This window comes from Micromonospora sp. NPDC049204 (assembly GCF_040647935.1).
Classification (GTDB): Bacteria; Actinomycetota; Actinomycetes; order Mycobacteriales; family Micromonosporaceae; genus Micromonospora.
The window spans coordinates 190,536-216,155 of sequence record NZ_JBEZDC010000007.1 but is presented as its reverse complement, the minus strand read 5'-3'; the positions used below and the strand labels follow the sequence as shown (position 1 = coordinate 216,155).

Sequence of the window (25,620 nt, the reverse complement as noted above, 5' to 3'; positions counted from 1 at the left end):
TCGTGGACGGCCGACCACCGCGACCGTTTGTGATCAGCCGGTTGCCCGAGGGGGGCCGACGCGGGGGCATCGCCGGTTGCCGCACCGGGTTAGGATCACGCGCTTCGCACCCCCTGACTTGGAGCCAACTGATGTCTCAGCCGCCGGCCAACCCGTACGGCCCGCCGCACGATCCCGCCAACCAGCCCCAGCAGCCGGGGCAGCCGCAGTACCCGGGCCAGGCGCAGCAGCCCGGTGGGTGGCCGCAGCAGCCGGGCCAGCCCGGTGGGTGGCCGCAGCAGCCGAGCCAGCCGGGGCAGCCCGGTGGATGGCCCCAGCAGCCGGGCCAGCAGCAGTACCCGGGTCAGCCGCAGCAGCCCGGTGGGTGGCCGCCTCCGCAGCAGCAGGGGTTCCCACCCGCGCAGCCGGGTCAGCCGTACCTGCCCGGCGGCCCGCCCCCGGCGAAGAAGTCGAACGTCGGCAAGATCGTGCTCATCGTGCTGGCGGTGGTGCTGGTGCTCTGCCTGGGCGGGGCGGCGATCACCTGGTTCGCGATCCGGAAGGACGTCGGCGACGTCGTCGACGCCACCAAGACCCGGGTGGTCGCGCCGGCGACCCTCGCCGGCCGGCCGAAGCTCACCGACCCGCAGCTCCAGGCGGCCGCCGACGATCTGGTCACCAAGATGAAGGCCGAGGTGCAGAACGAGACCAGCACGGTCGGTGCGTTCTACGGCGACCCGACCAAGCAGGACATCGTCATGATCGCCGCGGTGTCCGGTCTGATGACGGACCCGAAGAAGGAACTGGACGACGCCGTCAACGGGCTCACCACCGAACTGACCGTGACCAACATGGCCGCGGTCGAGGCCGGCCCGCTCGGCGGCGACGCGAAGTGCGGGGACGGCAAGGCCGCCGGGAACATCCCGTTGGGTGTCTGCGTCTGGGCCGACCGGGGCAGCGTGGGCATGGTGGTGGTCTACTTCAAGACCGCCAAGCAGGTGGAGGCCGAGTTCGTCACCATCCGGGGCCAGATCGAGCAGCGCTCCTGAGCCGTGCGACGACCGGGGCCTCGCCCACCTCAGGGTGGCCGAGGCCCCGTGCCGTACTCCGGCTCAGACCACCGGGAAGTACGTGTTCAGCTTGTTCCGCAGGTGGGCCGCGTAGATGAAGCCGAGCACCGGGTTGCCGCGGTAGGCGCTGGCCGTGCCACTGCCGACCTCCACCGCCACCGGTCGGGCCACCGCGGCGAACTTCACCTGCTGGCCCCCCTGCGCCCACGCCGAGGCCGCCGGATCGACCTGGACACCGACCAGGGCGGGAAACACCGCCACGCCGGTCTGAAGGCCACGCAGCTGCCCCTTGCGGGCCAACACGTAGTCCATCGCCGTGGCGGTGAACCTCTGCAGGGCGTCCGCCGTGACAAGCGTCGCCGGTGCGGCGACCGTGAACAGGTGCAGCTTGGTCGCCATCCACCGCATCCGGAAGTCGCCCCGGTGACCGATCAGCACCGGTACGCCGCCCCAGTTCTCGGTCCACACCTCGCAGCGGTCAGACCGAAGCCGCTCCCCGGCCGCGGTGAGGTACGGCCGCACCGGCTCGGTCGTCTTCGTGTCCATCCGGCCACACATCCCTCATCCGACTGCCGTGGCCGTTCATCCAACACCACGGCGGAGTGGTTCCGCGGCCCCGGCCACCGCAGGGTGGCCGAGGCCCCGAACCGTACGCCGGCGATCAGGCCGGTTCGTTGTCTCCCGCCGCGGCCCGCGCCGCCGCTGCCGCCGCCCGCTCGTCAGCGTTGCCGAGTACGCAGAACTCGTTGCCCTCCGGGTCGGCGAGCACCACCCAACCCCCGCCGGTCGGGCCGACGTGATCGGCGACGAGCGTCGCGCCGATGCCGAGCAGCCGCTCGACCTCCTCGGCCCGGGTGCGGTCGGCGGGTTGCAGGTCCAGGTGCAGGCGGTTCTTCACCGTCTTGCCCTCGGGCACGGCGAGAAAGAGCACCTCCGGGCCGCCCGGCGGCAGGAGCATCGCCTCCGGGTCGCCGGGGAAGTCGTCGGGATGCCGGGGGCAGTCGAAGACCTGCGCCCAGAAGCCGGCCAGGGCGTACGTGTCGTGACAGTCGATGCTGATGTTGTGGATCGTCGAACTCACAGCTGGTCCTCCTCAGTGGTGGTGGCGACACGTTCCCCGACGCTGCGGACCACGCAGAACTCGTTGCCCTCCGGGTCGGCGAGCACCGCCCAGCCCGTACCGTCGGCGCGCCGTCGGTCGGTGACCAGGGTGGCCCCGAGGCCGAGCACCCGCTCGACCTCCTCGTCCCTGGTCCGGTCGACCGGTTCCAGGCAGATGTGCAGCCGGTTCTTGGTCACCTTGTCCTCCGGCACCTCTTGGAAGAACAGGTTCGGCGTGGTCTCGCCCGGCGGCAGCAGAGCCGCCTCCGGGTCACCCGGGAAGTCCTCCGAGTGCCGGGCGTACCCGAGCACGGCGGCCCAGAAGCCCGCCAGGGCGTACGTGTCGTGACAGTCGAAACTGATGTTGCGGATCCGTGGATACACGGGTGTTCCCTCCGTGTGGGATGGGACGCTCCGCTTCCGGGAGTCAGCCGGCGCAGACCCGGGGCGCGGAGTCATGATTGGTGGACATCGACGCACCCCCCTTCGCTTCTCGAGCTGACGGCGTGATCTTGCCACCGGTCGAACGCCGCGCGCAACCCCGGTCAGCCGGTCGTGACCGCCGCGCCGTTCACCGCCGGGGCGTCCGCCGACGGCAGGGTGACCGTCACCTCCAGGCCACCGCCGGGCTGGGCGATGACCCGTACCGTGCCGCCGTGCGCCGTGCAGACCGCCCGGACGATGGACAGCCCCAGGCCGGAGCCACGGGCGCCGGTGCGTTCCCGGCCACCGCGCCGGAACGGCTCGAACAGCCCCGGCACGTCGGCCTGGTCCACCTCGAACCCGGTGTTGCCCACGACCAGCCAGGACCGTTCGCCGTCGGTGCCGGTGCGCACCCAGAGCCGGCCGTGCAGGTGGTTGTAGCGAACCGCGTTCTCGATGAGGTTGCCGGCCAACCGGTCCAGCAGCCCCGGGTCACCGACGACCGGCGCGGGCTTCAACGACGTCTGCACCCGCAGGCCGATCCGCTCCACCTCGCGGCGCATCGCCGACAACGCGTTCGCGGTGCCCGCCGAGAGGTCACACTCGGTGCGCCGGCCCAGTTGCCGCCCGGCCTGGGCCTCGCTGCGGGCCAACACCAGCAGCGCGTCCACCAGGCCGTTGGCCCGCTCGGACGCGTCCCGGACGACCGTCGCCATCCGCCGGTACTCCGCGGCATCCGCGTCGTCGTCGCTGAGCGTCACGTCGATCTCGGTACGCATCACGGCCAGCGGAGTACGCAGTTCGTGCGAGGCGTTCGCCACGAAGCGCTTCTGCGCCTCGAACGCCGACGCGATCCGGTCCAGCATGGCGTCGAACGTCTTCGCCAACTCGGCCACCTCGTCGTCGGCGCCCGAGTAGCCGATCCGCTGGTCCAGGGTGGCCTCGCCGAGGCGCTGCGCGGTCGCGGTGACCTGGTGCAGTGGGCGCAGCGCCCGGCCCGCCACCGCGTACGCGCCGGCCACCCCGACCACGCTGATCGCCAACAGCGCGACCAGGCCCTTGGCCAGCAGTTCCCCGGACGCGGCGTCGACCAGGCGCCGCTGCCACTCGGCGGCGTCCATCCGCCCGCCGTCGGAGAGCAGGACCGTCGTGCCGGGCAACAGCTCGTCGGTGGGGCGCAGCGCGTCCCGGACCAACAGCCAGGCCAGCAGCACCAGGATCGCCCCCGCGCCGACCAGCAGCACCCCGTTGAGCAGGGTCAGCCGCAACCGCAGGGTGGGCCGGACCCGGCGGCTCACGCGCCCACCTCGGCCGTGCGGTAACCCGCGCCCACCACGGTCTCGATCAGCGGCGGGTCACCGAGCTTCTTGCGCAGCGTCATCACGGTGACGCGGACGATCGTGGTGAACGGGTCGGTGTTCGCGTCCCAGACCCGTTCCAGCAGTTCCTCACTGGAAACCACCGCGCCGCGGGCCTTGAGCAGCTCGCTGAGCACCCCGAACTCCTTGTTGGTCAGGTCGACCGGCACCCCGGCGCGGGTGGCCACCCGGCGGGCCGGGTCGAGCACCAGGTCGGCCAGTTCGAGCACCGGCGGCGCGGCCGGGGTGGCCCGCCGGCCCAGCGCCTGCACCCGGGCGACCAACTCGTCGAAGGCGAACGGTTTGGACAGGTAGTCGTCCGCGCCGAGCTGCAATCCCTCCACCCGGTCGGCCACCGTGCCGCTCGCGGTCAGCATCAGCACCCGGGTCAGCGCACCGGAGGCGGCCAGATCCGCGCAGATCTGGTCACCGTGCACGCCGGGCAGGTCGCGGTCCAGCACCACCACGTCGTACCGGGTGACGAACGCCGCCTCGTGGCCGGCGTCGCCGTCGTACGCGACGTCGACCGCCATCCCCCGTTTGCGCAACCCGCGCGCGATCGCGTCGGCGAGGTTGCGCTCGTCCTCCACCACCAGTACCCGCATCCCGGCCTCCTCGCTGCTGACCACCGACAACCTAGTGCCAGCCGGCAACCATCCTCCCTCGCCGCCCGCCCGGGCCAGCCGGTGATCAGTCGCGCAACTGCCAGATCTGGTACGGGCCGCCCGTGCCAGCGCAGAGCAGGTGGCCCGCGATCGCCTGGCACCGCCCGGTGGCGTCCGGCAGCAGGTCCGCGACGCGCGACGTCCCGGCGGAAACGTCCAACTCCCCGACCAGCACCCCGCCGTCGGGATGCGGGCGGACGCCGAGCAGCCGACCACTGCTGTCGAGCTGGTACAGCTCCCACCGACCCAGGTTGGCCACCTCCTGGCCGGTCCGCACGTCGACGACGAAGACGTCCCCCAGCGGATCGCTGCTGCGCGTGCTGGCCACCAGCTGACCGCCGGACGGCCAGGCCCACGCCCAGCGGTCGCTGCGCCAGCGCACCTCGCCGGTCGCGGGGTCGACCCCCCACAGCCCGCTGGAGCGGGTGCCCAGACACAGGACGGCGCCACAGCCCTGCACGAAATCGATCTCGCCGATCGTCGTGCTCCAGCGCCGGTCCAGCCGGTCCAGCCCGTACGCCGTGAGCGCGCCCGGTTGCCCGCCGGCGGTCAGCAGCAGGTCGTTCTCCACCTGCACGTACCCGAGTGGCCCGCCGTCGGGTGGCCGCAGGTCGGCGCGAGCACGCACCGCCCCGGTCAGCGCGTCGCGTACCTCGACCGGTCCGCGCACGTCGCTGAGCACCACCCGGTCCGCCTTCTCCCCGACGGGCTGCGCGGTGACGCCGGCGGTGGGGGTGCTCAGCTGCCAGCGCACCGTGCCACAGCAGGGGTCGACAACGCGCAGGCTGAGCGGCTGGTCCTCGCCGACGGACTGCAGCAGCACGTTGCCGTCAGCCAGCTCGAAGGAGCCGCCCGGCTGTTGCCAGCGGTACGCCCCGGTCGCGCGGTCCAGCGCCACGGTGAGGGTGTCCCGCGCGTCCGCACCGATCTCGTACCCGGTGAGCAGCAGCAGACCGTCCTTCGGCTGGATTCCCCAGAAGCGGGCCTTCCCGGGCAGCGGGGTGTCCCAGACCGGCTCGCCGTCGGACAGCCGGAAGGCGGCCAGCCGCCACGGCGGCGCCTGGACGGTGACCGGGTTGATCACCAGGACCAGGTCACCGTCGATCTGCACGTCGGCGCCCGCCTCGGCGGGCACCGTCACCACGGTCCGTCCCGGCGGCGGCGGCCCGGCGGCAGCGAGGGTGGCCAGCGCCAGCAGCAGGGCCAGCACGCAGCGCAGCGGCCGGCCCTTGGCGCGGGGTGGGCGGGGCGACGGCGCCGGCTCCAGCTCCGGTCCGTGCCGCAGCTCGCCGAGGTCGATCACCGAGCCGCTCACCGGGACACCCGGAACAGCCGGTACGACCCGTCCACCAGCTGGCAGAGCAGGAGGCCGGCGGTGGCCTGGCAGTTGCCGGCGACGTCCGGAAACACGTCCAGTACGTGCGCCTCTCCGGCGCGGACGTCCAACTCCGCGACGACCATCCCGCCGTCCGGGTGCGGACGCGTGCCGATCAGCGGGCCGTCGAGGTTGACCACGGCCAGCTCCCACCGGCCCAGTTCGGCCACCTTCTCGCCGGTCGTCGGATCGAGTATGACGAGCGGCTGTGGAGGGTCGGCGACGGGCGCGGACACCAGCCGTCCGTCGTACGGCAGGACCCACCCCCAGCGGTCGCTGTGCCACCGCACCTGGCCGGTCGCGGGATCGACCCCCGACAGCTCGGCGCGATGTCGCTGCGAACACAGGACGGGACCGCAGTCCTCGATGACGTCGATCCGATCGGTGCCGGTGGTACTCCAGCGCCGCTCCAGCCGGTCCAGCCCGTACGCGGTGATCGTGGTCGGCGTCCCTTGGCTGGCCAGCAGGAGGTCGTTCACCACCTGCACGTACTCGTACGAGCCGCCCTCGGGTGGGCGCAGGTCGGCACGGGCCAGCTCCGCGCCGGTGATCGCGTCATGCACCTCGGTGTGTCCCGTCCTCCAGTGGAGCACTATCCGGTCCAATCCGCGGGCGTCCTGCCGGAGGCCGACGTACTCGGCGGCGTCGGTCAGCTGCCAGCGCACGGTGCCGCAGCACCTGTCGACCGCGCGCAGGGTGACCGGCTGGTCGTCCGCGCCGGACAGCAGCAACACGTTGCCGTCGGCCAGCAGGGTGGGGTGGCCCGGCTGCTGCCAGCGGTACGCCCCGGTCTCCCGGTCGAACGCCAGGGACTGGACGCCCTGCTCGGGCGACAGCACCTCGTAGACCGTGACCAGCAGGGTCCCGCCCGCCGACGTGATCGCCCAACTCCGGCCCTGCACCGGTACTGCGGCCTGCCAGAGCAACACGCCGTCGGGCAGCCGGAAGGCGCTCATCCGCCGCCGCGTCGGCTGCTCCGGGTCCGGGTCGAGCACCACGAACAGGTCGGCGGTTAGCAGCGTCTCGGCGGCGAGTTGCGCGGGCAACGTCACCGAGGCCGGGCGGGGTGGCGGCACGGCGGCGGAGACGAGCGTGGCCAGCACGAGCAGCAGGACCAGCGCGGAGCGCAACAGTCGACCGTTCGCGCGGGGCGGGCGGGGCAGCGGATCCGGCTCCGGGCCGGCCCGGAGCTCACCGAGGTCGATCACCGGGTCGGTCACTGCCCCAACCGCCACAGCGCGGTCGAGCCGTCGAGACGCTGGCAGAGCAGGATCGGTAGCGACGCCTGGCAACTGCCCGCGATGTCCGGCAGCACGTCGAGGATTCGCGCCTGGCCGGCCGGCAGGTCCAGGGCGGCGACGACCAGCCGGCCGTCGTCGCCGTGCCGCAGCCCGACCAGCGGATCGTCCAGCCGGAGCACCTGCATCAGGTCCCACTCACCCAGCTCGGTGCGCGTTCGTCCGGTCGCCGCGTCGCGCACCGCGTACTGCCGCCCGAAGCCGGCCATCAGCAGATGGCCGCCGCGTACGTCGGCCAGCAACTCCCTGCCCGGGTCCGACCAGCGCACCACGCCGGTGGCCGGATCGAGGACCCGGAGGCTGCCGTCCTGCCCCGACACGCAGAGCAGGTCGGCACAACCGACCACGAAGGACACCGGAGACACCTGCGCCGTCCACCGCTGCTCCAACCCGGCCAACTCGTAGGCCACCACCATCGGGACGTCCCCGGGGGTGAGAAGCAGCAGCAGATCGTCGACGACCTGGACCCGCTGGAACACCGATCGGTCGCCGGGCAACGTGTCCACGCTGCGCAGCAGGCGGCCGCTGTCGGCGTCGTGCACCTGAACCTCGCCGGTGGGCTGCACCAGCACGAACCTGTCGACCCGACCGTCGATCACGTGGTAGCCGGGGCCGGAGGGCGACAGCAGGGGCACCGACCAGAGAACCCGACCGGTGTCGGGGTCGATCCCGCTCATCCCGTCCACCCCGTTCTGGCGGACCTCGGTCAGCAGCAGCCCGCCGCCGGCGATCGGTACGGGGGAACCACGACGCTGCCACCGCTGGTGGCCCGTCTCGGCGTCGAAGGCGGTGGTCTCGATCACCCCGTCCTCGGCATCGACCCCAGTGAGCAGCACCAGCCCTCGCTCGATCCGGACGCCGAGGTAGTCGTCGCCGCGGGGCACCGGTGCCCGCCACCGCACAGCGGCGCCGTTCGGTGCCGGCTGGGTGTACGCGGTCAGGTGCCGGTCCTGGTCGGCTGTCGGGGGGTCGATGACGATGACGCCGTCCGCGATGAGGAAGACGGAGTCCGCCCGCGACGTCGGCACCACGGTCATCGTCCGTTCCGGCTGCGGTGTCGCGCCGGCCGGCAGCAGCAGGGCGAGCAGCAGCACGGCGGCGCCGCGCAACGGGCGGCCGGCGGCGCGGGGCCGGCGGACCGGCGGACCGGCGGTCGGCTCGTCCCCGATCTCACCCAGCTCGATGATCGACAACGACCATCCTCCCCGTGCTGGCCGGCGAGTGACGTCCGGCAAACCGACCGTGAGTGCACCGGCCCGGCAAAAGCGACGGACCCGCGCCTGTACGATGGCGCGTCGTGGCTGTGCCGGTGGTAGACCCTTCGCTGAATCCCGTTATCGACGTCGACCCGGCCGAGGTCGAGCCGACGCGGCGGTCTCGCCGCCGCCCGGCCCGAGCCGACCTGTTGGCCCTCGGAGCCTATGTGCTGCTGGGCGTCTTCGTCTGCCTCAACTACTGGGGTGACGTCACCGGCCGGGTCTCCTCGCATCTGCCCACCGACCACAGCTGGTTCGAGTGGTTGTTCGCGCATGGCGCGTACTCGGTGCGGCACCTGGAGAACCCGCTGTTCACGGCCCGGCAGAACGCCCCGGACGGCGTGAACATGATGGCCAACACCTCACTGCTCGGGGTGACCCTGCCGCTGGCCCCGCTGACCCTGCTGCTCGGCCCCCAGGTGATGTACGCGCTCTATCTGGGTGCGGCGCTGGCGGCCACCGCCGGCACCGGGTACTGGATGCTCTCCCGCCACCTGGTGCGCTCCCGGGCGGCGGCCTTCGTCGGCGGCGCGTTCCTCGGCTTCGCGCCGGGAATCATCCACCATGCCAACGGTCAGCCCAACTTCGTGTCCAACTTCCTGTTGCCGCTGATCGTGGTGCGGGTGCTGCGCCTCGGCGAGCCGGGCCGGTGGCGGCGCAACGGGCTGGTGCTCGGCGCGCTGGTGACGTACCAGATCTTCATCAACGAGGAGATGCTGCTGCTCACCGCGCTGGCCTGCCTGGTCGTCGTGCTGGCGTACGTCGTGCAGCGGCCGCGCGCCGCCTGGGCGGCCGCCGGCACGTTCGCGGCCGGGCTCGGGGTCGCCGGCGGGCTGGCCCTGGTGCTCGCGGCGTACCCGATCTGGTTCCAGTTCAACGGCCCGCAGTCCTACCGGGGCCTGCAGGGTGGCGTCTTCCACAACTGGGGCGAGGACCTGATGGCCTTCGTCACCTTCGCGAGGGACACCTGGGCCGGTGACCCGGCGGTGGAGCAGACGATCGGGCTGACCGAGCAGAACACCTGGTTCGGCTGGCCGTTGGTGCTGCTCTCGCTGGTGTCCCTGGTGCTGCTCGTGCGTCGGTCGCTGGCCACCCGGATCGTCGCGGTGCTGATCGTGGTGTTCACCGTGGCCGCGATCGGGCCGATGGTGCGCTTCGACGGTGTGGAGACCACCGTGCGTGGCCCGTGGTCGTACGTTCCGGACGACCTGCCGCTTGTCGAGATGATGATGCCGACCCGGCTGACGCTCGTGGTCGCCGCCGCGGTGGGCGTACTGCTCGCGTTGACCTGGGACGCCGCGCACCGCCAGGGGCGCGCGGTGGCCGACCCCGCGCGGGTGCCGGCCCAGCGCGTCGACGAGCCGACCCCGGCGACGTCCGACGACCCGGCCGCTCCCGCGCCGGTCGCGGCACGCCGTCGGTGGCTGCGCCCGGTGGGGTACGCGGCGGTCACCCTCGCCGTGCTGCCGCTGCTGCCCCGGCCGCTGCCCGCCCAGCAGATCGACCCGCCACCGCACTTCATCACCGCGGGCGGCTGGCGACCGTACGTGCCGGCGGGCCGGACCCTGGTGCCGGTGCCGATCCCGAGCAACGTGCACGGCCTGCCGACGCTGCGCTGGAGCGCCCTGACCGGGCAGGAGTTCCCCGTCCCGGGCGGTTACTTCATCGGACCGAACGAGCTGGGCGAGGGGGTCTTCGGTGCGCCGAACCGGCCCACCAGCACCCTCATCTACTCCACCATGGACAAGGACGCGGTCCCGGCGCTCACCGACGAGAACCGTCGCCAGGCCGTCGAGGACCTGCGGTTCTGGCGGGCGTCGGTGGTGGTGCTCGGGGCGCATCCGCGCGAGGCGGTGCTGCGCGACCTGGTCACCGGCCTGATCGGGCCGCCGCAGCGGGTCGACGACGTCTGGGTCTGGGACGTCCGCGCCCTGGTGGGTTGATCAGTCGACCTGGTCCCGGACGTCGTCCCGGTGGTCATCAGACCGAGCGGTCGGTGAGCGCTCGCACGTCCCAGACCCAGACGTCCAGCTCCTGGCGCCCCGGACCAACCAACTCCTCGACCGTCCGCCGCAGCGGCTCGGCGTTCTGCTGCCGCAACGGCAGCACCAGGATCGCCGCGCGCCAGTGCCGCAGCTCGTCGGCGAATCGACGGCGCTGCCGGTCGTCGAGCTTCGGCGTACGGCCGGTCGTCGCCACCTCCTCCAGCATCTGGCCCACCCCGCTGGGTCGGCCGCCGAACCGGCCGGCGTCACCGGTGTTGCCGTTGCGGGGGGCGAGGAAGTAACCGCCGGGGATCTTGAAGTCGAGGTTGGTGGCCGCCGCCCAGCGCATGCCGTGTGTGTTGCCCATGCTGGGCACCGGGATCGGCACCAGCGTCTGGTCGGGCCCGACGTACGCCCGCCAACGGTCGGCGGTGATGAAGTCCGGCACCGGTGGCCGGGAGACCATCCGCAGCGGCATCGGGGCGATCGGCAGCAGGGCGAACGCCAGGCCCGCCGCGGTGAGCGTCCGCACGGTACGCCGGTCGGCGGGACGCAACGCCCAGGCCCGTTCGACGGCGAGCGCGAGCAGCAGACCGACCACCACGCTGGTGATCAGACCGAACCGGGTCGGCACCACCGCGTCCAGCAGCGGCAGCTGGACCAGCAACTGCCACGGCCCGGTGACCAGCTCCCGATCCCACCAGGAGACCCGCTCCCCGAGCGAGAGGACGGCGAAGAGCACGCCCGTCGCCGCGAGCGCCCGGACGATCAGTTCCCGGCGCAGCCAGACCACGATGCCGATGGCGATCAGCGACAGGCTCCAGCCGAAGAAGGCGTTCTCCTCGGAGTAGTTCGGCGCGAGGTTGATGTTGGCGCGCTGGTTGCCGCCGAGGGTGGGCGAGCCCTGGGCGAAGAAGGCGGCGATGTCGTTGCCGTAGTCCTTCACCGCGTCGCTGAGCCCGTGGTAGGCCATCGGCCCGGCGAACTGCACGTACAGGGGGTACGCCAGCAGCGCCCCGGCCAGCAGTGCGCAGGTCACCACACCGGCGCCCAGGGGCCGCCAGGCGGCCCGCCAGCGGGCTGGCTCCTGCACGAGGACCGCCAGCAGGAAGACGCCGCACGCCAGCGCCGTGAAGAGCAGGATCTCCTCGTTGATGAACGCCTGCACCGCGACCAGCAGGGCGAGCAGCGCGCCGTCCCGGACCGGCCGGGTCGAGCGGGTGAGCACCAGCACCCGCCAGATGATGAACGGCAGCAGGAACTGGCTGATGATGTTCGGATGCCAACTGGCGTGCGAGAGCATCGCGGGTGAGAAGCCGCAGAACCAGCCGCCGGCCGCCGCCGCGAGCGGGGTGCGCACCAGGTGGCGGGAGAGCATGAGGTACCAGGCCATGGCGGTGCCGGCGAGGCCGAGCGTCACCAGCACCACGAAGGAGACCGCCGGCCCGAACAACAGCGTCACCGGGACCATCGGGATGCCCAGCGCCAGCACGGCCGTGTTGGCCATCAGGTTGACGCCGTCGGGGTAGTTGAACTGCTCGGTGTAGAACGGGTACTCGCCGTGCAGCACCACGCGTACCGAGTGGGCGAGGAAGAACTGCACCTGGGCCGGGTCACCGGTGTAGAGCGAGGCCACCCGACCGGACGGGTCGAGCCAGATCCGGCTGGTCACCCAGAGCGCGGCGAGCAGGAACAGCCCGCCCACCGCCAGGTGCTGCCGGCGCCGCGTCCACCCACGCCACCACGCCCGCGACGGTACGGCCGCCGCGCTCTCCACGGACTCGTCCGGCGCGTCGGTCTCCGCCGGCGCCGGCACGACGGTCTCCGCCGGCGGCGCGGCCGCCTCAGCCGGAGCCGGCGCGGCGGTCTCGGCGGGGGTGGTGCGGGTGGGGGCGGTCGCGCGCGCCTCGGCCGGCGCGGCGGAGGCGCTGGTCAACGCGGCGGGGCCGGCGAACTGACCGACCGGAGTGCGATAGCTCACCATCTCGCCGGAGCCGGCTGCCGACTCCGGATGCGGCGCGGGCAGGGCGCGGGACTCGGCAGGCGTCACAGTCGGCGGAGTCTACCGGAGTAACCAAAACGCACTAAAGCCCCGGTGGCGTCCACTGTAGGTGGTCCGGCGGCGACCACCTGAGGTCCGGCACCGGACATCTCGTACTATGGCGCTTTCCGACAGCGACGGCGAGGCGATCGGGGGCGGGCCAGGTGACTCCAGGCCGTCGGTACGGCAGGACGCTCGCCGTCCTGCTGAGTGCGCTGTTGGTCAGCACGGCATGCGGTCCGGTCGCGGATCGCAAGCCACAGGACCTGCGGGTCGGGTACGACAGCCTGGATGGCACGCTGGCGGTGTGGCCGCCGCGCGGCGATCTCTCGGGCGACGGCACGGCGACGGCAGCGGTCACCGACGCCGTTCGTGACTGGCGGTCGCCGGCCGATGACCGCGCGCACCTACCCACGTCCGGCATCCTGTTCTCCGGCCGGGTCGATGGTGCCCCGACGGCGATCGTGGCCGCCGACGTGCCCGGCGAGAGCGCCTCCTGGCTGCTGCAACTCACCCGCGACGGCGATCGGTACGCGGTGACCCGTGCCACCGAGTACACCGACCCGGGTTATCTCGTCTACTCCGACGTACTGCCGGTGCAGACCGCCGGCGGCCGGCGCTACCTGATCTCCGCCCGGGTGCAGACCCTGGTCGGACCACAGGATCGGACGCTCACCGTCGCGGACGGCCTCAGCGCACCTGTCGACGTGCCGGCCTGCACGGCTGTCGCGGTGACCGCGACCCTCCGAACCACCGAGTCGTTGCCGCGCGGGCGGGCCGCCGACCGGCTGCTGGATCTGGGCACCGGCACCGTCGATCCGCGCTATCCCCTGGTCCGGGACGAGTCCGGCACGGGACGGCGGGCGCTGACCGGGCTGGACACCTGTGTGCTGGCCGGCGACCGGGGTCCGTTCGGCAGCATTCCGCGCCGGATCGGCGACCGGGACGCCCCGCGCTCGGTGCCGACGTCCTGGCCGATGGCGAAACTCACGGTCCGCTCGCTGGGCGAGGTCGCCCTCGGAGGTGGCGCGGCGGCGGAGTTGCAGCAGCTCAACTGGGATACCGACGCCGGCGCGATGACCGCCGTGATCTACCGACCGGCCGACGGCGGCGCACCCGTCGTCTCACCCGCGGACCGGGCCACCCCGCTGCAGGCGTACCAACTGCCCGTACCCGGTCAGCCGCTGGTCGTGCTCAGTTGGCGGGCCACCCGGGACAGCTCCCTGTCCGTCCCGCCGGGCACTCCGCTGCTGGTCGAGCGCCCCGGCCTGGCGGTCATCCCCAGCCCGTCCCGCTCCCAGACCTACAGCCTCGCCAACTCCGACAAGACCCACTACCGCTCGGTAAAACCCCGCTGACCCACCCCCGTCCCCGCCCCACCCTGGCCCCCGCCCCCACCGCGGCGATCTTGCACTTTCTGCCCCGACAAATAGTCGCAAAGCGCGCCTTACGGCGACCGAAAGTGCAAGATCGGCGCGGCACGGGGCCGGGCAGCGCGGCACAGGGTGCGACGACGCGGCGGGCGGTCCCGGAGGGCCGCCCGCCGCTGTTGTCGCGAGGTGGTCAGTTCTGCGCGGCCGCGTCGCTGGGGGTGAGGCGGTCCGGGGTGGCGTCCAGGCCGGAGATCCAGCCGGTGACGTTGCGGGCCACGTCCTGGGCGGTCAGGCCCAGGTCGGCGAGGATCTGCGCGCGGGTGCCGTGCGGGTGCCAGTCGGCCGGTACGCCCAGGTCCTTGAGCGGCACCCGGACGTCGGCGTCGCGCATCGCCTGGCCGAGCGCGTCGCCCACCCCGCCGACCCGGACGCCGTCCTCGACGCTCACCACCAGCCGGTGACGGGCGGCCAGGTCGACCAGTTCCGCCGGAACCGGACGCACCCAGCGGGGGTCGACGACGGTGACCCCGTAGCCCTGCTCGGCGACCCGGGCGGCGACCTCCATGCCCAACTGGCCGAAGGAGCCGACGGCGACGAGCAGCACGTCGGTACGGGCGGACTCGGCCAGCACGTCGACAGTGCCGACCCGACGTAGCGCCGGCAGGTCCGCGGCGACCGCGCCGGTCGGGAAACGCACCACGGTCGGGCCGTCGTCGACGGCGAGCGCCTCACGCAGCTCCTCGCGGAGCGTGGCGGCGTCCCGGGGAGCGGCGATCCGCAGGCCGGGCACCACCCCGAAGACGGACATGTCCCAGATGCCGTAGTGGCTGGGGCCGTCCGGGCCGGTGATGCCCGCGCGGTCCAGCACGAAGGTCACCGGCAGCTTGTGCATCGCCACGTCCAGCAGGACCTGGTCGAAGGCGCGGTTGAGGAAGGTGGCGTAGACCGCGACCACCGGGTGGAGGCCGCCGAGGGCCAGCCCGGCCGCCGAGGTGGCGGCGTGCTGCTCGGCGATGCCCACGTCGTACACCCGCTCGGGGTACTTGCGGGCCAGCTTGGCGATGCCGGTCGGCTCGGCCATGGCGGCGGTGATGCCCACCACGTCCGGGCGCTCGTCGGCGATGGCCAGCAGCTCGTCGGCGAAGACGTGCGTCCACTTCACCGACGGGGCGGCCAGCAGCGCGCCGGTCTCGACGTCGAAGGCGCTGCCGGGGCCGTGCAGGCAGTCCGCCTCGTCCTCCTCGGCCGGGCGGTAGCCGTAACCCTTGCGGGTGACCGCGTGCACGATCACCGGGCCGCCGAAGTTCTTGGCCGCGCGCAGCGCCGCCTCGACCGCCGCCACGTCGTGCCCGTCCACCGGACCCACGTACTTGATGCCGAGGTCCTCGAACATGGCCTGCGGGGCGACCGCGTCCTTGATGCCCTTCTTGACCGCGTGCAGCACCTCGTACATCGGCTTGCCGACCAGCGGCGTGGAGCCGAGGGCGTCCTTGACCGTGTCGAGGACCTTCTCGTAGCCGGGGTTGAGCCGCAGCGAGGAGAGGTGGTCGGCCAGCCCGCCGATGGTCGGCGAGTAGGAACGGCCGTTGTCGTTGACCACGATCACGAGGGAGTTGCCGGCGGTGGCGATGTTGTTCAGCGCCTCCCAGCACATGCCGCCGGTCAGCGCGCCGTCGCCGACCACGGCCACGACGCTGCGGGCCTCGCCCCGCAGGGCGTACGCCTTGGCCAGGCCGTCGGCGTAGGACAGCGCGGTGGAGGCGTGCGAGTTCTCGATGAGGTCGTGCTCGCTCTCCGCCTGGCTGGGGTAGCCGGAGAGGCCACCGCGCTGGCGGAGCTTGTCGAAGCCGGCCTGGCGGCCGGTGAGGATCTTGTGCACGTACGACTGGTGACCGGTGTCGAACAGGAGCCGGTCGCGGGGGGAGTCGAAGACGCGGTGCATGGCCAGCGTCAGCTCGACCACACCGAGGTTGGGCCCGACGTGCCCGCCGGTGCGGGAGACCTTGGCGATCAGGAAGTCACGGATCTCGGCGGCGAGGACGTCCAGTTCCTCACCGGACATCCGCTTGACGTCCTGCGGACCGCGGACCGTCCCCAGCAACCGGCCGTGGTTGGCCGTGTCCTCTTCAACACTCATGACCGGAGAGTCTATCGGCCGCCCGGCACTCCGCAGCCTGGGCCGAGTGGCCCGAGCCGCGCGGGTGGGCTGAGCGCCTGGTCAGAGCCGGATCCGCCGCCGCCGCCGGAGGACCGGAGTACGAGGATCGCCGGTCAGCGCTCGACCGGAGGCAGCAGCAGTCCGACGCACTCGACGTGCTGCGTCATCGGGAAGAGGTCGAAGCCCCGCAGCGCCGCCAGCCGCCAACCCATCTCGGTGAAGGTGCGCACGTCCCGGGCGAAGGCCGCCGGGTCACAGGCCACGTACGCGACCGCCCGTGGGCCGGCGGCGACGACGTCCCGCACCACCTGGGCGCCCGCGCCGGAGCGCGGCGGGTCGAGCACCACCACGTCGACCGGGCCGGTGATCCGTCGACGGGTGAGCGCGGTCTCCACCCGGGCCGCCACCACCTCGACCTGGGGCAGATCGGCCAGGTTGGCGCGGGCCGCGTCCACCCCGTCCCGGCTCGACTCGACAAGGGTGATCCGGGCAGCGCCGACCCGGCCGGCGAGGGCGGCGGCGAACAGCCCCGCGCCGCCGTAGAGGTCCCACGCGGTCTCGCCCGGCCGCGGGTCCAGCAGCTCCAGCACCGCCGTGCAGAGGGTGTCCGCCGCGGCCGGGTGCACCTGCCAGAACCCGGACGCGGGCAGCGCCCAGTCCCGGCCGGCGGCCACCTCGCGGACCTCGGTCGGGCCACTGACCGGGGTGGGCACCCCGTCGCGGACCGCGGTGACTGTCACGTCCCCGCCGGTGCTGGCGACGGTCTCCACCGCCTCGGCGGCCGTCCAGCGTTCGGCGAGCACCGGCAGCCGCTGGATGGCCGGGTGGGCGATCCGGCACCTGTCGATCGGCACCACCTCGTGCGAACGGTGTTTGAGCAGGCCGGCCCGGTCCGCGGCGTCCACGGCGTAGCGGACCCGGGAACGCCAGCCCAGCAGCCCGCCGGGCAGCGCCTCGACCCGGACGCCGAGTTGGTCCAGCTCGGCGTCGGTCAGCCCACCCAGGCGGGTCAACTGTTCGCGCACCACCGCGGTCTTCCAGGCCAGTTGCGCCTCCGGGGCGACGTGTTGCAGGTCGCAGCCGCCGCACGCACCCGGCTTCGCGTACGGGCAGGGCGGCTCGACCCGGTCCGGTGAGGCTTCCAGCACGCTCACCGCGTCGGCCCGGACGAACCCCCGGTGCACCTCGGTGACCTCCGCGATGACCCTTTCGCCGGGCAGCGCGTGCCGGACGAAGACCACCTGCCCGTCCACCCGGGCCACGCAGTGCCCGCCGGGGGCGACGGCGTCGACCGTCAGCTCGACCCGTTCCGCCTCGGCCAGGCCACGCTCAAGCACCGACGGCACCGACGGCACCGACGGCACCGACGGCGGGTTGGCCGGGGTGGCGGGCTGGCGTACGCCGGGCTCAGTCACGGCCGGTCCCGACCGGGCCGCCGTCGATCGGGCGAGTCTCGGGCGCCGGGGCGGAGGCGACCGGCAGGCCCTCCGGCGGTACGGTGCCGCGCGGCCCGCGCGGCCCCCGCGCCGGGGTACGGGACAGCGTCGCGTCCAGCCGGTCCAGGTTCTTGCTCGCCGTCGAGGCGAGCTGCCACGGCACGCTGACCACCATCACCCCCGGTTCGAAGAGCAGCCGACCCTTGAGGCGCAGGGCGCTCTGGTTGTGCAACAGGTTCTCCCACCAGCGACCCACCACGTACTCCGGAATGAAGACGGTGACCACGTCCCGGGGCGACTTGCGGCGGGTGTTGGCGACGAAGTCCAGGATCGGCCGGGTGATCTCCCGGTACGGCGAGTCGATCACCGTGAGCGGAATGGCCATCTCCCGCCGCTCCCAGTCGGCCTGCAGGTCGCGGGTGTCCTTGTCGTCCACGTTGACGGTCACCGCGGTCAGCGTGTCCGGTCGGGTGGCCCGAGCGTAGGCGATGGCCCGCAGCGTCGGCTGGTGCAGTTTGCTGACCAGCACGATCGCGTGGTTACGGGCGGGCAGCACGGCCCGGCCCTCGTCCGGCGGGGTCAGCTCGGCCGCCACCCGGTCGTAGTGCCGGCGGATGGCCAGCATCAGCAGGTAGATCACCGCCATGGCGGCGATCGCGATCCAGGCGCCGAGCAGGAACTTGGTGATCAGCACGATCACCAGCACCGTGCCGGTCAGGCCCATGCCGAACGTGTTGATGGCCCGGGACCGGATCATCCGGCGCCGCGCCTCCGCGTCCCGCTCGGTGCGCAGGCGCCGGTTCCAGTGCCGGATCATGCCCGCCTGGGAGACCGTGAACGAGACGAAGACCCCGACGATGTAGAGCTGGATGAGCCGGGTCACCTCGGCCTGGAAGCCGACGATCAGCACGATCGCGAACAGGGCCAGGAAGGTGATGCCGTTGGAGAAGGCCAGCCGGTCGCCCCGGGTGTGGAACTGGCGGGGCAGGTAGCGGTCCTGGGCGAGGATCGAGCCGAGCACCGGGAAACCGTTGAACGCGGTGTTCGCCGCCAGGAAGAGGATGAGCGCGGTCATCCCGGCCACCACGTAGAGCAGGATCGAGCCGGAGCCGAAGACCGTCTCGCCGAGCTGGGTGGTGACCGTCTTCTGCACGTAGCCGTCCGGGCCGGCGACGATCTGGAGCGCCGGGTCCTCGACGAACTGCAGGTGCGTCAGTCGGGCCAGCCAGATGATCCCGACCAGCATGCTCACCGAGATCGCACCCAGCAGCAGCAGCGTGGTGGCGGCGTTGCGGCTCTTCGGGGCCTTGAACGCCGGCACGCCGTTGGAGATCGCCTCGACGCCGGTGAGCGCGGCGGCGCCCGAGCTGAACGTCCGCAGCAGCAGGAAGACGAGCGCGAAACCGGTCACACTGTGCTCGGCCTGGATGACCAGGTCGGCACTGGGCGCCCGGAGGTCGTCGCCCAGCACGAAGACCCGGAAGAGCCCGGTGAGCAGCATCCCGCCCATCACGATGACGAAGCCATAGGTGGGGATGGCGAACGCGGTGCCGGACTCCCGCAGGCCGCGCAGGTTGACAGCGGTCAGCAGGACCACCGCGATCACCGCGATCAGGACCTTGTGGGTGGCCACGAACGGCACCACCGAGCCGAGGTTGGCCACCCCGGACGAGACCGACACCGCCACCGTGAGCACGTAGTCCACGAGCAGCGCGCTGGCCACCCCGACTCCGAACTTCGGACCCAGGTTGACCGTGGCCACCTCGTAGTCGCCGCCACCGGAGGGGTAGGCGTACACGTTCTGCCGGTAGCTCGCCACCACGGTGAGCATCACCACGACCACCGCGAGGGCGATCCACGGGGAGAAGAAGTACGCCGAGGTGCCGGCGATGGAGAGGGTCAGCAGGATCTCGTCGGGCGCGTACGCGACGCTGGACAGGGCGTCGGAGGCGAACACGGGTAGCGCGATGCGCTTCGGCAGGAGGGTGTGCTGAAGTCGGTCGGACCGGAACGGTCGACCGAGCAGAAGCCGCTTCAGCAGCGAGGTGGGACTGGCCACGAACGCCAAGAGTACGACCACCACCGTGGGAGCGCGGGGGTGGGCGAGCGTGGCCGCCGGGCACGACGGGGTACGGTCGGTCCCCGCTCCGCACCGGGACGTGGCAGGCTCGCACTCGTCAGGCCACCAGCAGACGGAGTGGTACGCACCTTGGGAGGGACAGCGTGCACGTCGTGATCATGGGATGTGGCCGGGTCGGGTCGACCCTCGCCCACAGCCTGGAGTCCCGGGGGCACTCGGTGGCGGTGATCGACCAGGACGCCGACGCCTTCCGCCGACTCGGCCCCGACTTCGCCGGAATCACGGTGACCGGGGCCGGTTTCGACGGTGAGGTGCTGCGCCAGGCCGGCATCGAGCGCGCGGACGCCTTCGCGGCGGTGTCGAGCGGCGACAACTCCAACATCATCTCGGCTCGGCTGGCCCGCGAGACGTTCGGCGTGTCCCGGGTCGCCGCCCGCATCTACGACCAGCGCCGGGCGCAGGTCTACGAGCGGCTGGGCATCCCCACCGTGGCGACCGTGCGGTGGACGGCCGACCGGATGCTGCGGCATCTGGTGCCGGAGGGCAACGTGGAGATCTTCCGCGACCCCACGAGCACCGTGTCGATCGTCGAGGTGCCGGTGCACAAGGACTGGATCGGTCGGTCGGTACGCACCCTGGAGGACGCCTCCGGCGCGCGGGTGGCCTATCTGATCCGCTTCGGCATCGGCACGCTGGCCACCGGCTCCACCGTCGTGCAGGAGGGTGACCAGGTGTTCATGCTGGTCAGCGATGACATCGTGGCGACGGTCACGTCGGTGGCGGCGGCGCCGCCGGAAGGGGGGCACTGAGCCATGCGGGTCGCCATCGCGGGCGCGGGCAACGTGGGCCGTTCGATCGCCCAGGAGCTGATCGACAACGGCCACCAGGTGATGCTGATCGAACGCCAACCCAAGATGCTGCGCCCGGACCGGGTGCCGGAGGCCGAGTGGGTGCTCGCCGACGCGTGCGAGGTGGCCAGCCTGGAGGAGGCCAACATCGCCGGGTGCGACGTGGTGGTCGCGGCGACCGGCGACGACAAGACCAACCTGGTGCTGTCGCTGCTGGCCAAGACCGAGTTCGCGGTGCCTCGCGTGGTCGCCCGGGTGAACCGGGCCGAGAACGAGTGGCTGTTCACCGAGCAGTGGGGCGTGGACGTCGCGGTGAGTAAGCCGCGGGTGATGGCTGCGCTGGTCGAGGAGGCCGTCACCGTCGGCGACCTGGTCCGGCTGATGACCTTCCGGCAGGGCGAGGCGAACCTGGTCGAGATCACCCTGCCACCGACCGCGCCCTACGTCGGTCAGCCGATCCACGCCGTGCCGCTGCCCCGCGACTCCGCGCTGGTGGCGATCCTGCGCGGCAAGCGGGTCCTGGTGCCCAGCCCGGACGACCCGATCGAGGCCGGCGACGAGCTGGTCTTCGTCTGCACCGCCGAGGTGGAGGACCAGGTCCGCGCGGTGATCCTCGGGCCGGACAGCGTCGAACGGACCCGCGGCTCGCGCTGAGCGGACGAGCGGGCGACCCGGGTAGCCGGGCGCTCGCTCAGGCGCCGGGCAGCGGGGTCGGCTGCGGCTCCCGGGTGACCCGGCGCACCGTCCAGACCGTGATCAGCAGCAGCAGCGCGTACGGCGGGTAGCCCAGAGCCAGCCGGGCCACGCCCAGGGCGGTGTCCTGGTGGGCCAGGTAGAGCCCGGCCTGCACGCCCACCTTGGCCAGCCACACCACGCCCCAGAGCACGGTCAGCTGGGTGAAGGTCCGCACCAGTTTCGGATCGTCGCGCCATTCCGAGCGGCCCTTGGCGACCAGCACCGACCAGATCCAGCCCACCAGCGGCTGCCGGATGACCGCCGAGACCAGCAGGGCGATGCCGTACCCGATGCCGTAGAGGATGCCGGGGAGGTAGAAGTCGCGCTCGTCGCCGGTGCGCCAGGCGATGGCGGCGCCGATACCGACGCCGAACAGGCCGTTGACGGCGTGCCGGATCGGCCGGCGCTGGGCCAGCCGCAACCCGGCGATCAGCAGCGCGATCGCGACCGAGGCGATCACCGCCGGTCGCAGCTCACCGATGATGTTGGCGAACACGAAGACGACCACCGGGATGCTGGACTCCACCAACCCCCGCCAGCCGCCGAGCTGGTCGGCCATCTGCTCGGCGATCGTCGGCAGTGGCTCCTCTTCCGGCGGGCCGGTCTCCGGCTGTGCCGCGCGGTGCTGTCCCGTCGTCATCGCCGGCCTTCCGTCCGCAGCGCCGTCACTTCGGCGAGTCCAGCTCGTAATAGGGGTTGTAGATGACCTTGCGGTCGTCGCGCACCGCCACCCGGCCCCGGGCGGTCAGGTGCCGGCCCGGCTCGATCCCGGCGATGTGCCGTCGACCCAACCAGACCAGGGTGACCACGTCGGTGCCGTCGTACAGGTCGGCTTCCAGGGTGGGCAGGTTGGTGCGCGGCGTGTAGACCACCGTGCGCAGCCGACCAGCGACCGAGACCAGCTGGCCCCGCGAGCACTGCTGGGCGGGGATCCCGCCGCACTGGGCGCTCTCCCGACGCAGCTCCTGCGCGTCGATCTCGGCCTCGCTGGCGGTGAACCGTTGCAGGATGCGCCGCAGCGACACCCGGCCCTCGTCGGTCGTCATGACCTCCGCGTCACCCTCTCCACGCTCGCCGTCCCCGGCCGGCCCCGGCGGCGCCGGAACCGTGCCGCCAGCGTACGCCGACGGGGCTGGTTCCGGCGGGCCGGTGGACGCGGGTCAGACCTGGCGCGGCTCGGCGGCGGCGGCGCCCGCCTCGGCGTCGGTCTGGTCGGAGATCTCCCGGGGCAGCCGCAGCGGCAGTGGCTCGCGGACCGGCTTGGCCTCCTGGCCGCGGTCGACCACCAGGCCGTCCAGGCACTCGACGAGCGGCCCGGCCGCGGCCGGGTCGATGGCCACCGGCCCCTGGAACACGCCGCGGACCATCCAGCGCGGCCCGTCGACGCCGACGAACCGCAGATTCGTCGGGCCGTCCGGGGTGGGCACCTGGGCGTGCAGCTCCGGGCCGTACTCGCCGTCGACCTCCTGCGCGCTCGCCCCGTCGCGGAGCAGCGACTGGCGGATCTCCTCGCGCACCTCGTCCCAGATCCCCTCGGACCGGGGGGCGGCGAAGACACCCAGCTGGAGCGCGTTGTCGCCATGCACCAGCACGACCTGCTGGATCACGCCCTGCGGGTCGGCCTGCACCCGCACCTCGACCTCGGCGATCGCCGGGATGTGCAGGCTGCCCAGGTCGAGCCGCTGCACGTCGGCGTAGCTCTCGGAGATGTCGTACGGGCCGCGCTCCAACGTCGGCGCCGCATCGCCCTGGTCCGGGACCTCGACGGCCTGATCGTCACGGGTGTGCCGTTCGGCATCGGCCCGCTTTCGGGAGAAGATCACTGCGCTCGCCCTCCGCTGTTCACACTCACCCTGCCACCTCTTCCGTCTGCCCGCGGCCCGGCTCGTCTGGCCGCGGCTCGACCCGGTCCTGGCCCGCCGGAGACGGCACCAGCCCGGCGTGACCACCGGTGGACCCGTGCCCGCCGGTCCCGCGCCGGGACGCGGGCAGCTCGACCACCGGCTCGAACCTCGCCCGCGCGACCTGTTGGACCACGAGCTGCGCGATCCGGTCGCCACGGGAGATCTTCGCCGGCAGATCCCGATCATGGTTGATCAGGTTGACCAGGATCTCACCCCGGTAGCCGGCGTCGACCGTACCGGGCGCGTTGAGCACCGTCACGCCGAGCCTGGCCGCCAGGCCGGACCGGGGATGGACCAGACCCACATACCCCTCCGGCAGCGCGATGGCGACGCCGGTGGGCACCAGAGCACGGCCGCCGGGCGGCAGCTCCACGTCCGCGGCCGCCATCAGGTCGGCCCCGGCGTCGCCGGGATGGGCGTACGTGGGCAACGGCAGCTCGGAGTCGAGCAGCTGCACGGGCACGGGTACGACGTCGGTCACGGGTCCCCTCTTCCGTCCGGTTCGCGGGCTGACCCTGCCATCCTGCCGGTTCACCGAGCCGCCGTGCGCCGTACCCTCGCAGGAGTGAGCATGTCGCCCTCTCCGTCCGCCGACCAGCCGCCGGTCGACGCCCGCACGGCGTACGACGAACGGCTGGATCTGCCCTGGTGGCTGTGGCTGGCCGGGCTGGTGGCAGCCGCGTTGTTGGCCGTCGAGATCTGGATGGGCGCCGACGGCGTCCGCGCCTGGCTGCCGTTCGCCGTGCTGCTGCCGCTCACCGCCGCCGGGTTGTGGTGGCTGGGCCGGATCCGGGTGCGGGTCGCCGACTCGGAGCTGCGGGTGGACGACGCCCGCCTGCCGGTGCGTTTCGTGGCCGACGTGGTCCCGCTGGACGCCGCCGGTCGCCGTGAGGTGCTGGGCGTCGGCGCGGACCCGCTCGCCTTCGTCGTACAGCGACCGTGGATCGGCGGGGCCGTGCAGGTGGTGCTCGACGACCCGGCCGACCCGACCCCGTTCTGGGTGGTGAGCACGCGGCACCCGGTCGAGCTGGCCGAGGCGGTGCTGGCCGCACGGGACGCGCTCGCGGTGACCGGTCCGACGGCGGAGGAGCCCGGCTGATCCGGCGCCACGGCCGCTCAGGTGCCGGTCGGCGGACCCGGCAGGGCCTGCGGTGGCGCGGGCCGGGCGATGCCCCGCCGGCGCAGGTCCACCTGAAGCTGCTCGGCCATCTGCTGGGTGGCCCGCCGGTTGAGGAAGCTGGCCACCGCGGCGCCGGTCAGGAACGGCCCGAGTGTGGTGAGGTTACGACCGAAGCGCCGCAGCAGCATGTCCCGCAGCTCCTTGCGGGCGGCGGTGCCGAGCACCGCGCCCACTCCCACGCCGGGGACCATCGGGTTGACCCCGCGCTGGGTGGCCCAGGAGTGCACCAGGGCGACGGCCCGTTGGCTGCCACCGTCCGGTAGCGCGACACCGTGGACCTCGTGCAGCTCACCGACCAGCTTCAGCTCCACCGCCACCACGGCGACGGTCTCGGCGGCGAGCAGCACCGGCGCGGAGAGCAGGGTCGGGGCGATCGTCCACTCGACGGCGGCGACTCCCCCACCGGCCGCGCCGATCGCGGCGGTGGTCCGCGACGCGTTGCGGATGAGCCGGTCGGCCAGGGCGGCGTCGTCCAGGCCGGGAAAGTGCTGGCGCAGGGTGTCCAGGTTTCGCACCGGTATGTGCGGGGCGACGTCCGCGACCGCGTCGACCATCCAGCGCATCGCGGCACGTGGCTTGAACAGGTCGGAGACGCCCCGGGCACGGGCCTGCCCGACCATCCGGGTCAGCAGTTGACGGCGACGGGCCGGCTCGATGTCGTCCGCGGTCAACGCCGCGACGGTCGCGCCGAGGTCGTCCGAGCCGCCGTCGGTGGCGCCGAGGTTGCCGGTGCCGCCGTCGGTGGCGCTGGGGTGGTCAGTGCCGCCGTCGGTGCTGCCGCCTCGATCGCTCATCGGACCTCCCGGTGCTGTGGCTACCCGCTACGAGTCAAGCAGGTACCCACCTCGGCCGCATGCCTACACCGGCAGCGGCGGCCCCGTTCCGGAGGCCGCCGCTGGTGTCGTGGTTGTCAGACGCACTCGCGGCAGATCAGCTCGCCGTTACGCTCGACCGCCAGCTGGCTACGGTGGTGGACCAGGAAGCAGCGGGCGCACCGGAACTCGTCCTGCTGCATCGGAAGCACCTTGACCGTGAGCTCCTCGTCGGCCAGATCGGCACCGGGCAGCTCGAAGCTCTCGGCCACCTCGGCCTCGTCGACGTCCACCGCGCCCGACTGTGAGTCGACGCGCCGTGCTTTGAGCTCTTCCAGGCTGTCCTCGCCGAGGTCGACCTCGTCGCGACGCGGGGCGTCGTAGTCGGTGGCCATCGGTTTCACTCTCCCATATCGATGTTGTCGCTTCCGGTTGTAACGCCGGACGACGCTGTTTCGGTTCCGCTGGCCGGCCACCACTTGTGTCGGGCACCCGACCCGAGGACCGAACGGGTCGAGCTCGCTGGGGCGACTCCCCTGCGAG

At 72.7% G+C, this 25,620-nt stretch carries 24 protein-coding genes; 6 read left to right on the top strand and 18 right to left on the bottom strand.

Going from position 1 to position 25,620, the window contains the following annotated elements:
* The first annotated feature begins 131 nt into the window (after positions 1 to 131).
* Complete coding sequence (locus tag AB0A90_RS16215; protein ID WP_357247672.1) at positions 132 to 1,028, top strand: hypothetical protein; 897 nt, start codon at positions 132 to 134, stop codon at positions 1,026 to 1,028.
* A gap of 63 nt (positions 1,029 to 1,091) precedes the next feature.
* On the opposite strand, the gene AB0A90_RS16210 is transcribed toward AB0A90_RS16215, so the two are convergent.
* The 8 genes from AB0A90_RS16210 to AB0A90_RS16175 all read right to left on the bottom strand — a co-directional run bounded on the left by AB0A90_RS16210 (position 1,092) and on the right by AB0A90_RS16175 (position 8,462).
* The gene (locus AB0A90_RS16210; protein WP_357247669.1) at positions 1,092 to 1,595 is read right to left on the bottom strand and encodes a levansucrase; all 504 of its coding nucleotides are present in this window, start codon (positions 1,593 to 1,595) and stop codon (positions 1,092 to 1,094) included.
* Between the two features lie 115 nt (positions 1,596 to 1,710).
* A complete protein-coding gene (locus AB0A90_RS16205) occupies positions 1,711 to 2,130 on the bottom strand; it encodes a VOC family protein (protein ID WP_357247667.1) in 420 nt (139 codons plus the stop codon).
* A complete protein-coding gene (locus tag AB0A90_RS16200; RefSeq protein WP_357247665.1) occupies positions 2,127 to 2,534 on the bottom strand; it encodes a VOC family protein in 408 nt (135 codons plus the stop codon). Before AB0A90_RS16200 ends, AB0A90_RS16205 begins: the two co-directional genes overlap by 4 nt.
* A 161-nt stretch (positions 2,535 to 2,695) precedes the next feature.
* Positions 2,696 to 3,871, bottom strand: coding sequence for a HAMP domain-containing sensor histidine kinase (locus AB0A90_RS16195; RefSeq protein ID WP_357247662.1), 1,176 nt, complete (start codon positions 3,869 to 3,871; stop codon positions 2,696 to 2,698).
* On the bottom strand, positions 3,868 to 4,536 hold the full coding sequence (locus AB0A90_RS16190) for a response regulator transcription factor (protein ID WP_357247659.1): 669 nt from the start codon (positions 4,534 to 4,536) through the stop codon (positions 3,868 to 3,870). Before AB0A90_RS16190 ends, AB0A90_RS16195 begins: the two co-directional genes overlap by 4 nt.
* An 85-nt stretch (positions 4,537 to 4,621) precedes the next feature.
* Positions 4,622 to 5,911: a PQQ-binding-like beta-propeller repeat protein gene (locus AB0A90_RS16185; protein ID WP_357247656.1), complete on the bottom strand. Its 1,290-nt coding sequence runs from the start codon at positions 5,909 to 5,911 to the stop codon at positions 4,622 to 4,624.
* Positions 5,908 to 7,191 carry a PQQ-binding-like beta-propeller repeat protein gene (locus AB0A90_RS16180; RefSeq protein WP_357247653.1) on the bottom strand — a complete coding sequence of 428 codons (1,284 nt, stop codon included), beginning with the start codon at positions 7,189 to 7,191 and terminating at the stop codon, positions 5,908 to 5,910. The genes AB0A90_RS16185 and AB0A90_RS16180 overlap by 4 nt, the downstream gene beginning before the upstream one ends.
* A complete protein-coding gene (locus AB0A90_RS16175; RefSeq protein WP_357247651.1) occupies positions 7,188 to 8,462 on the bottom strand; it encodes a PQQ-binding-like beta-propeller repeat protein in 1,275 nt (424 codons plus the stop codon). Before AB0A90_RS16175 ends, AB0A90_RS16180 begins: the two co-directional genes overlap by 4 nt.
* A 110-nt stretch (positions 8,463 to 8,572) precedes the next feature.
* On the opposite strand from AB0A90_RS16175, the gene AB0A90_RS16170 reads away from it, so the two are divergent.
* Positions 8,573 to 10,468, top strand: a complete 1,896-nt coding sequence (locus AB0A90_RS16170) for a hypothetical protein (RefSeq protein WP_357248057.1) — start codon at positions 8,573 to 8,575, stop codon at positions 10,466 to 10,468.
* 37 nt (positions 10,469 to 10,505) lie between these two features.
* On the opposite strand, the gene AB0A90_RS16165 is transcribed toward AB0A90_RS16170, so the two are convergent.
* Positions 10,506 to 12,560: a hypothetical protein gene (locus tag AB0A90_RS16165; protein WP_357247648.1), complete on the bottom strand. Its 2,055-nt coding sequence runs from the start codon at positions 12,558 to 12,560 to the stop codon at positions 10,506 to 10,508.
* A 155-nt stretch (positions 12,561 to 12,715) separates the two neighbouring features.
* Between AB0A90_RS16165 and AB0A90_RS16160 the strand changes: the two genes are divergently transcribed.
* Positions 12,716 to 13,909 (top strand): hypothetical protein, encoded by a 1,194-nt coding sequence (locus AB0A90_RS16160; protein WP_357247645.1) that lies wholly within the window; start codon positions 12,716 to 12,718, stop codon positions 13,907 to 13,909.
* Between the two features lie 205 nt (positions 13,910 to 14,114).
* On the opposite strand, the gene dxs is transcribed toward AB0A90_RS16160, so the two are convergent.
* From dxs to AB0A90_RS16145, 3 genes are all read right to left on the bottom strand, one after another.
* Positions 14,115 to 16,061, bottom strand: a complete 1,947-nt coding sequence (dxs, locus tag AB0A90_RS16155) for a 1-deoxy-D-xylulose-5-phosphate synthase (RefSeq protein ID WP_357247642.1) — start codon at positions 16,059 to 16,061, stop codon at positions 14,115 to 14,117.
* A 134-nt stretch (positions 16,062 to 16,195) separates the two neighbouring features.
* On the bottom strand, positions 16,196 to 17,419 hold the full coding sequence (locus tag AB0A90_RS16150; RefSeq protein WP_357248054.1) for a TRAM domain-containing protein: 1,224 nt from the start codon (positions 17,417 to 17,419) through the stop codon (positions 16,196 to 16,198).
* Between the two features lie 70 nt (positions 17,420 to 17,489).
* Positions 17,490 to 19,577 carry an APC family permease gene (locus AB0A90_RS16145; protein WP_357247639.1) on the bottom strand — a complete coding sequence of 696 codons (2,088 nt, stop codon included), beginning with the start codon at positions 19,575 to 19,577 and terminating at the stop codon, positions 17,490 to 17,492.
* Positions 19,578 to 19,741: 164 nt separating this feature from the next.
* Between AB0A90_RS16145 and AB0A90_RS16140 the strand changes: the two genes are divergently transcribed.
* Both AB0A90_RS16140 and AB0A90_RS16135 read left to right on the top strand, forming a co-directional pair.
* Positions 19,742 to 20,407: a TrkA family potassium uptake protein gene (locus AB0A90_RS16140; protein ID WP_357247637.1), complete on the top strand. Its 666-nt coding sequence runs from the start codon at positions 19,742 to 19,744 to the stop codon at positions 20,405 to 20,407.
* Between the two features lie 3 nt (positions 20,408 to 20,410).
* A complete protein-coding gene (locus tag AB0A90_RS16135) occupies positions 20,411 to 21,100 on the top strand; it encodes a TrkA family potassium uptake protein (RefSeq protein ID WP_357247634.1) in 690 nt (229 codons plus the stop codon).
* 37 nt (positions 21,101 to 21,137) lie between these two features.
* Here AB0A90_RS16135 and AB0A90_RS16130 read toward each other — a convergent pair whose 3' ends face one another.
* The 4 genes from AB0A90_RS16130 to dut form a co-directional block, all read right to left on the bottom strand.
* Positions 21,138 to 21,821: a DUF3159 domain-containing protein gene (locus AB0A90_RS16130; RefSeq protein ID WP_357247631.1), complete on the bottom strand. Its 684-nt coding sequence runs from the start codon at positions 21,819 to 21,821 to the stop codon at positions 21,138 to 21,140.
* Between the two features lie 25 nt (positions 21,822 to 21,846).
* Entirely contained in the window at positions 21,847 to 22,227 is a 381-nt protein-coding gene (locus AB0A90_RS16125; RefSeq protein ID WP_357070298.1) for an OB-fold nucleic acid binding domain-containing protein, read from the bottom strand.
* 114 nt (positions 22,228 to 22,341) lie between these two features.
* On the bottom strand, positions 22,342 to 23,004 hold the full coding sequence (locus AB0A90_RS16120) for a DUF3710 domain-containing protein (protein ID WP_357247629.1): 663 nt from the start codon (positions 23,002 to 23,004) through the stop codon (positions 22,342 to 22,344).
* Positions 23,005 to 23,029: 25 nt separating this feature from the next.
* The gene (gene dut / locus AB0A90_RS16115) at positions 23,030 to 23,566 is read right to left on the bottom strand and encodes a dUTP diphosphatase (RefSeq protein WP_357247626.1); all 537 of its coding nucleotides are present in this window, start codon (positions 23,564 to 23,566) and stop codon (positions 23,030 to 23,032) included.
* A 90-nt stretch (positions 23,567 to 23,656) separates the two neighbouring features.
* Between dut and AB0A90_RS16110 the strand changes: the two genes are divergently transcribed.
* On the top strand, positions 23,657 to 24,184 hold the full coding sequence (locus tag AB0A90_RS16110) for a DUF3093 domain-containing protein (RefSeq protein ID WP_357247623.1): 528 nt from the start codon (positions 23,657 to 23,659) through the stop codon (positions 24,182 to 24,184).
* A 17-nt stretch (positions 24,185 to 24,201) separates the two neighbouring features.
* Here AB0A90_RS16110 and AB0A90_RS16105 read toward each other — a convergent pair whose 3' ends face one another.
* Together AB0A90_RS16105 and AB0A90_RS16100 are read right to left on the bottom strand one after the other, a co-directional pair.
* The gene (locus tag AB0A90_RS16105) at positions 24,202 to 25,059 is read right to left on the bottom strand and encodes a hypothetical protein (protein ID WP_357247619.1); all 858 of its coding nucleotides are present in this window, start codon (positions 25,057 to 25,059) and stop codon (positions 24,202 to 24,204) included.
* 116 nt (positions 25,060 to 25,175) lie between these two features.
* Positions 25,176 to 25,472, bottom strand: coding sequence for a DUF4193 domain-containing protein (locus AB0A90_RS16100; RefSeq protein WP_007075406.1), 297 nt, complete (start codon positions 25,470 to 25,472; stop codon positions 25,176 to 25,178).
* Positions 25,473 to 25,620 lie beyond the last annotated feature (148 nt).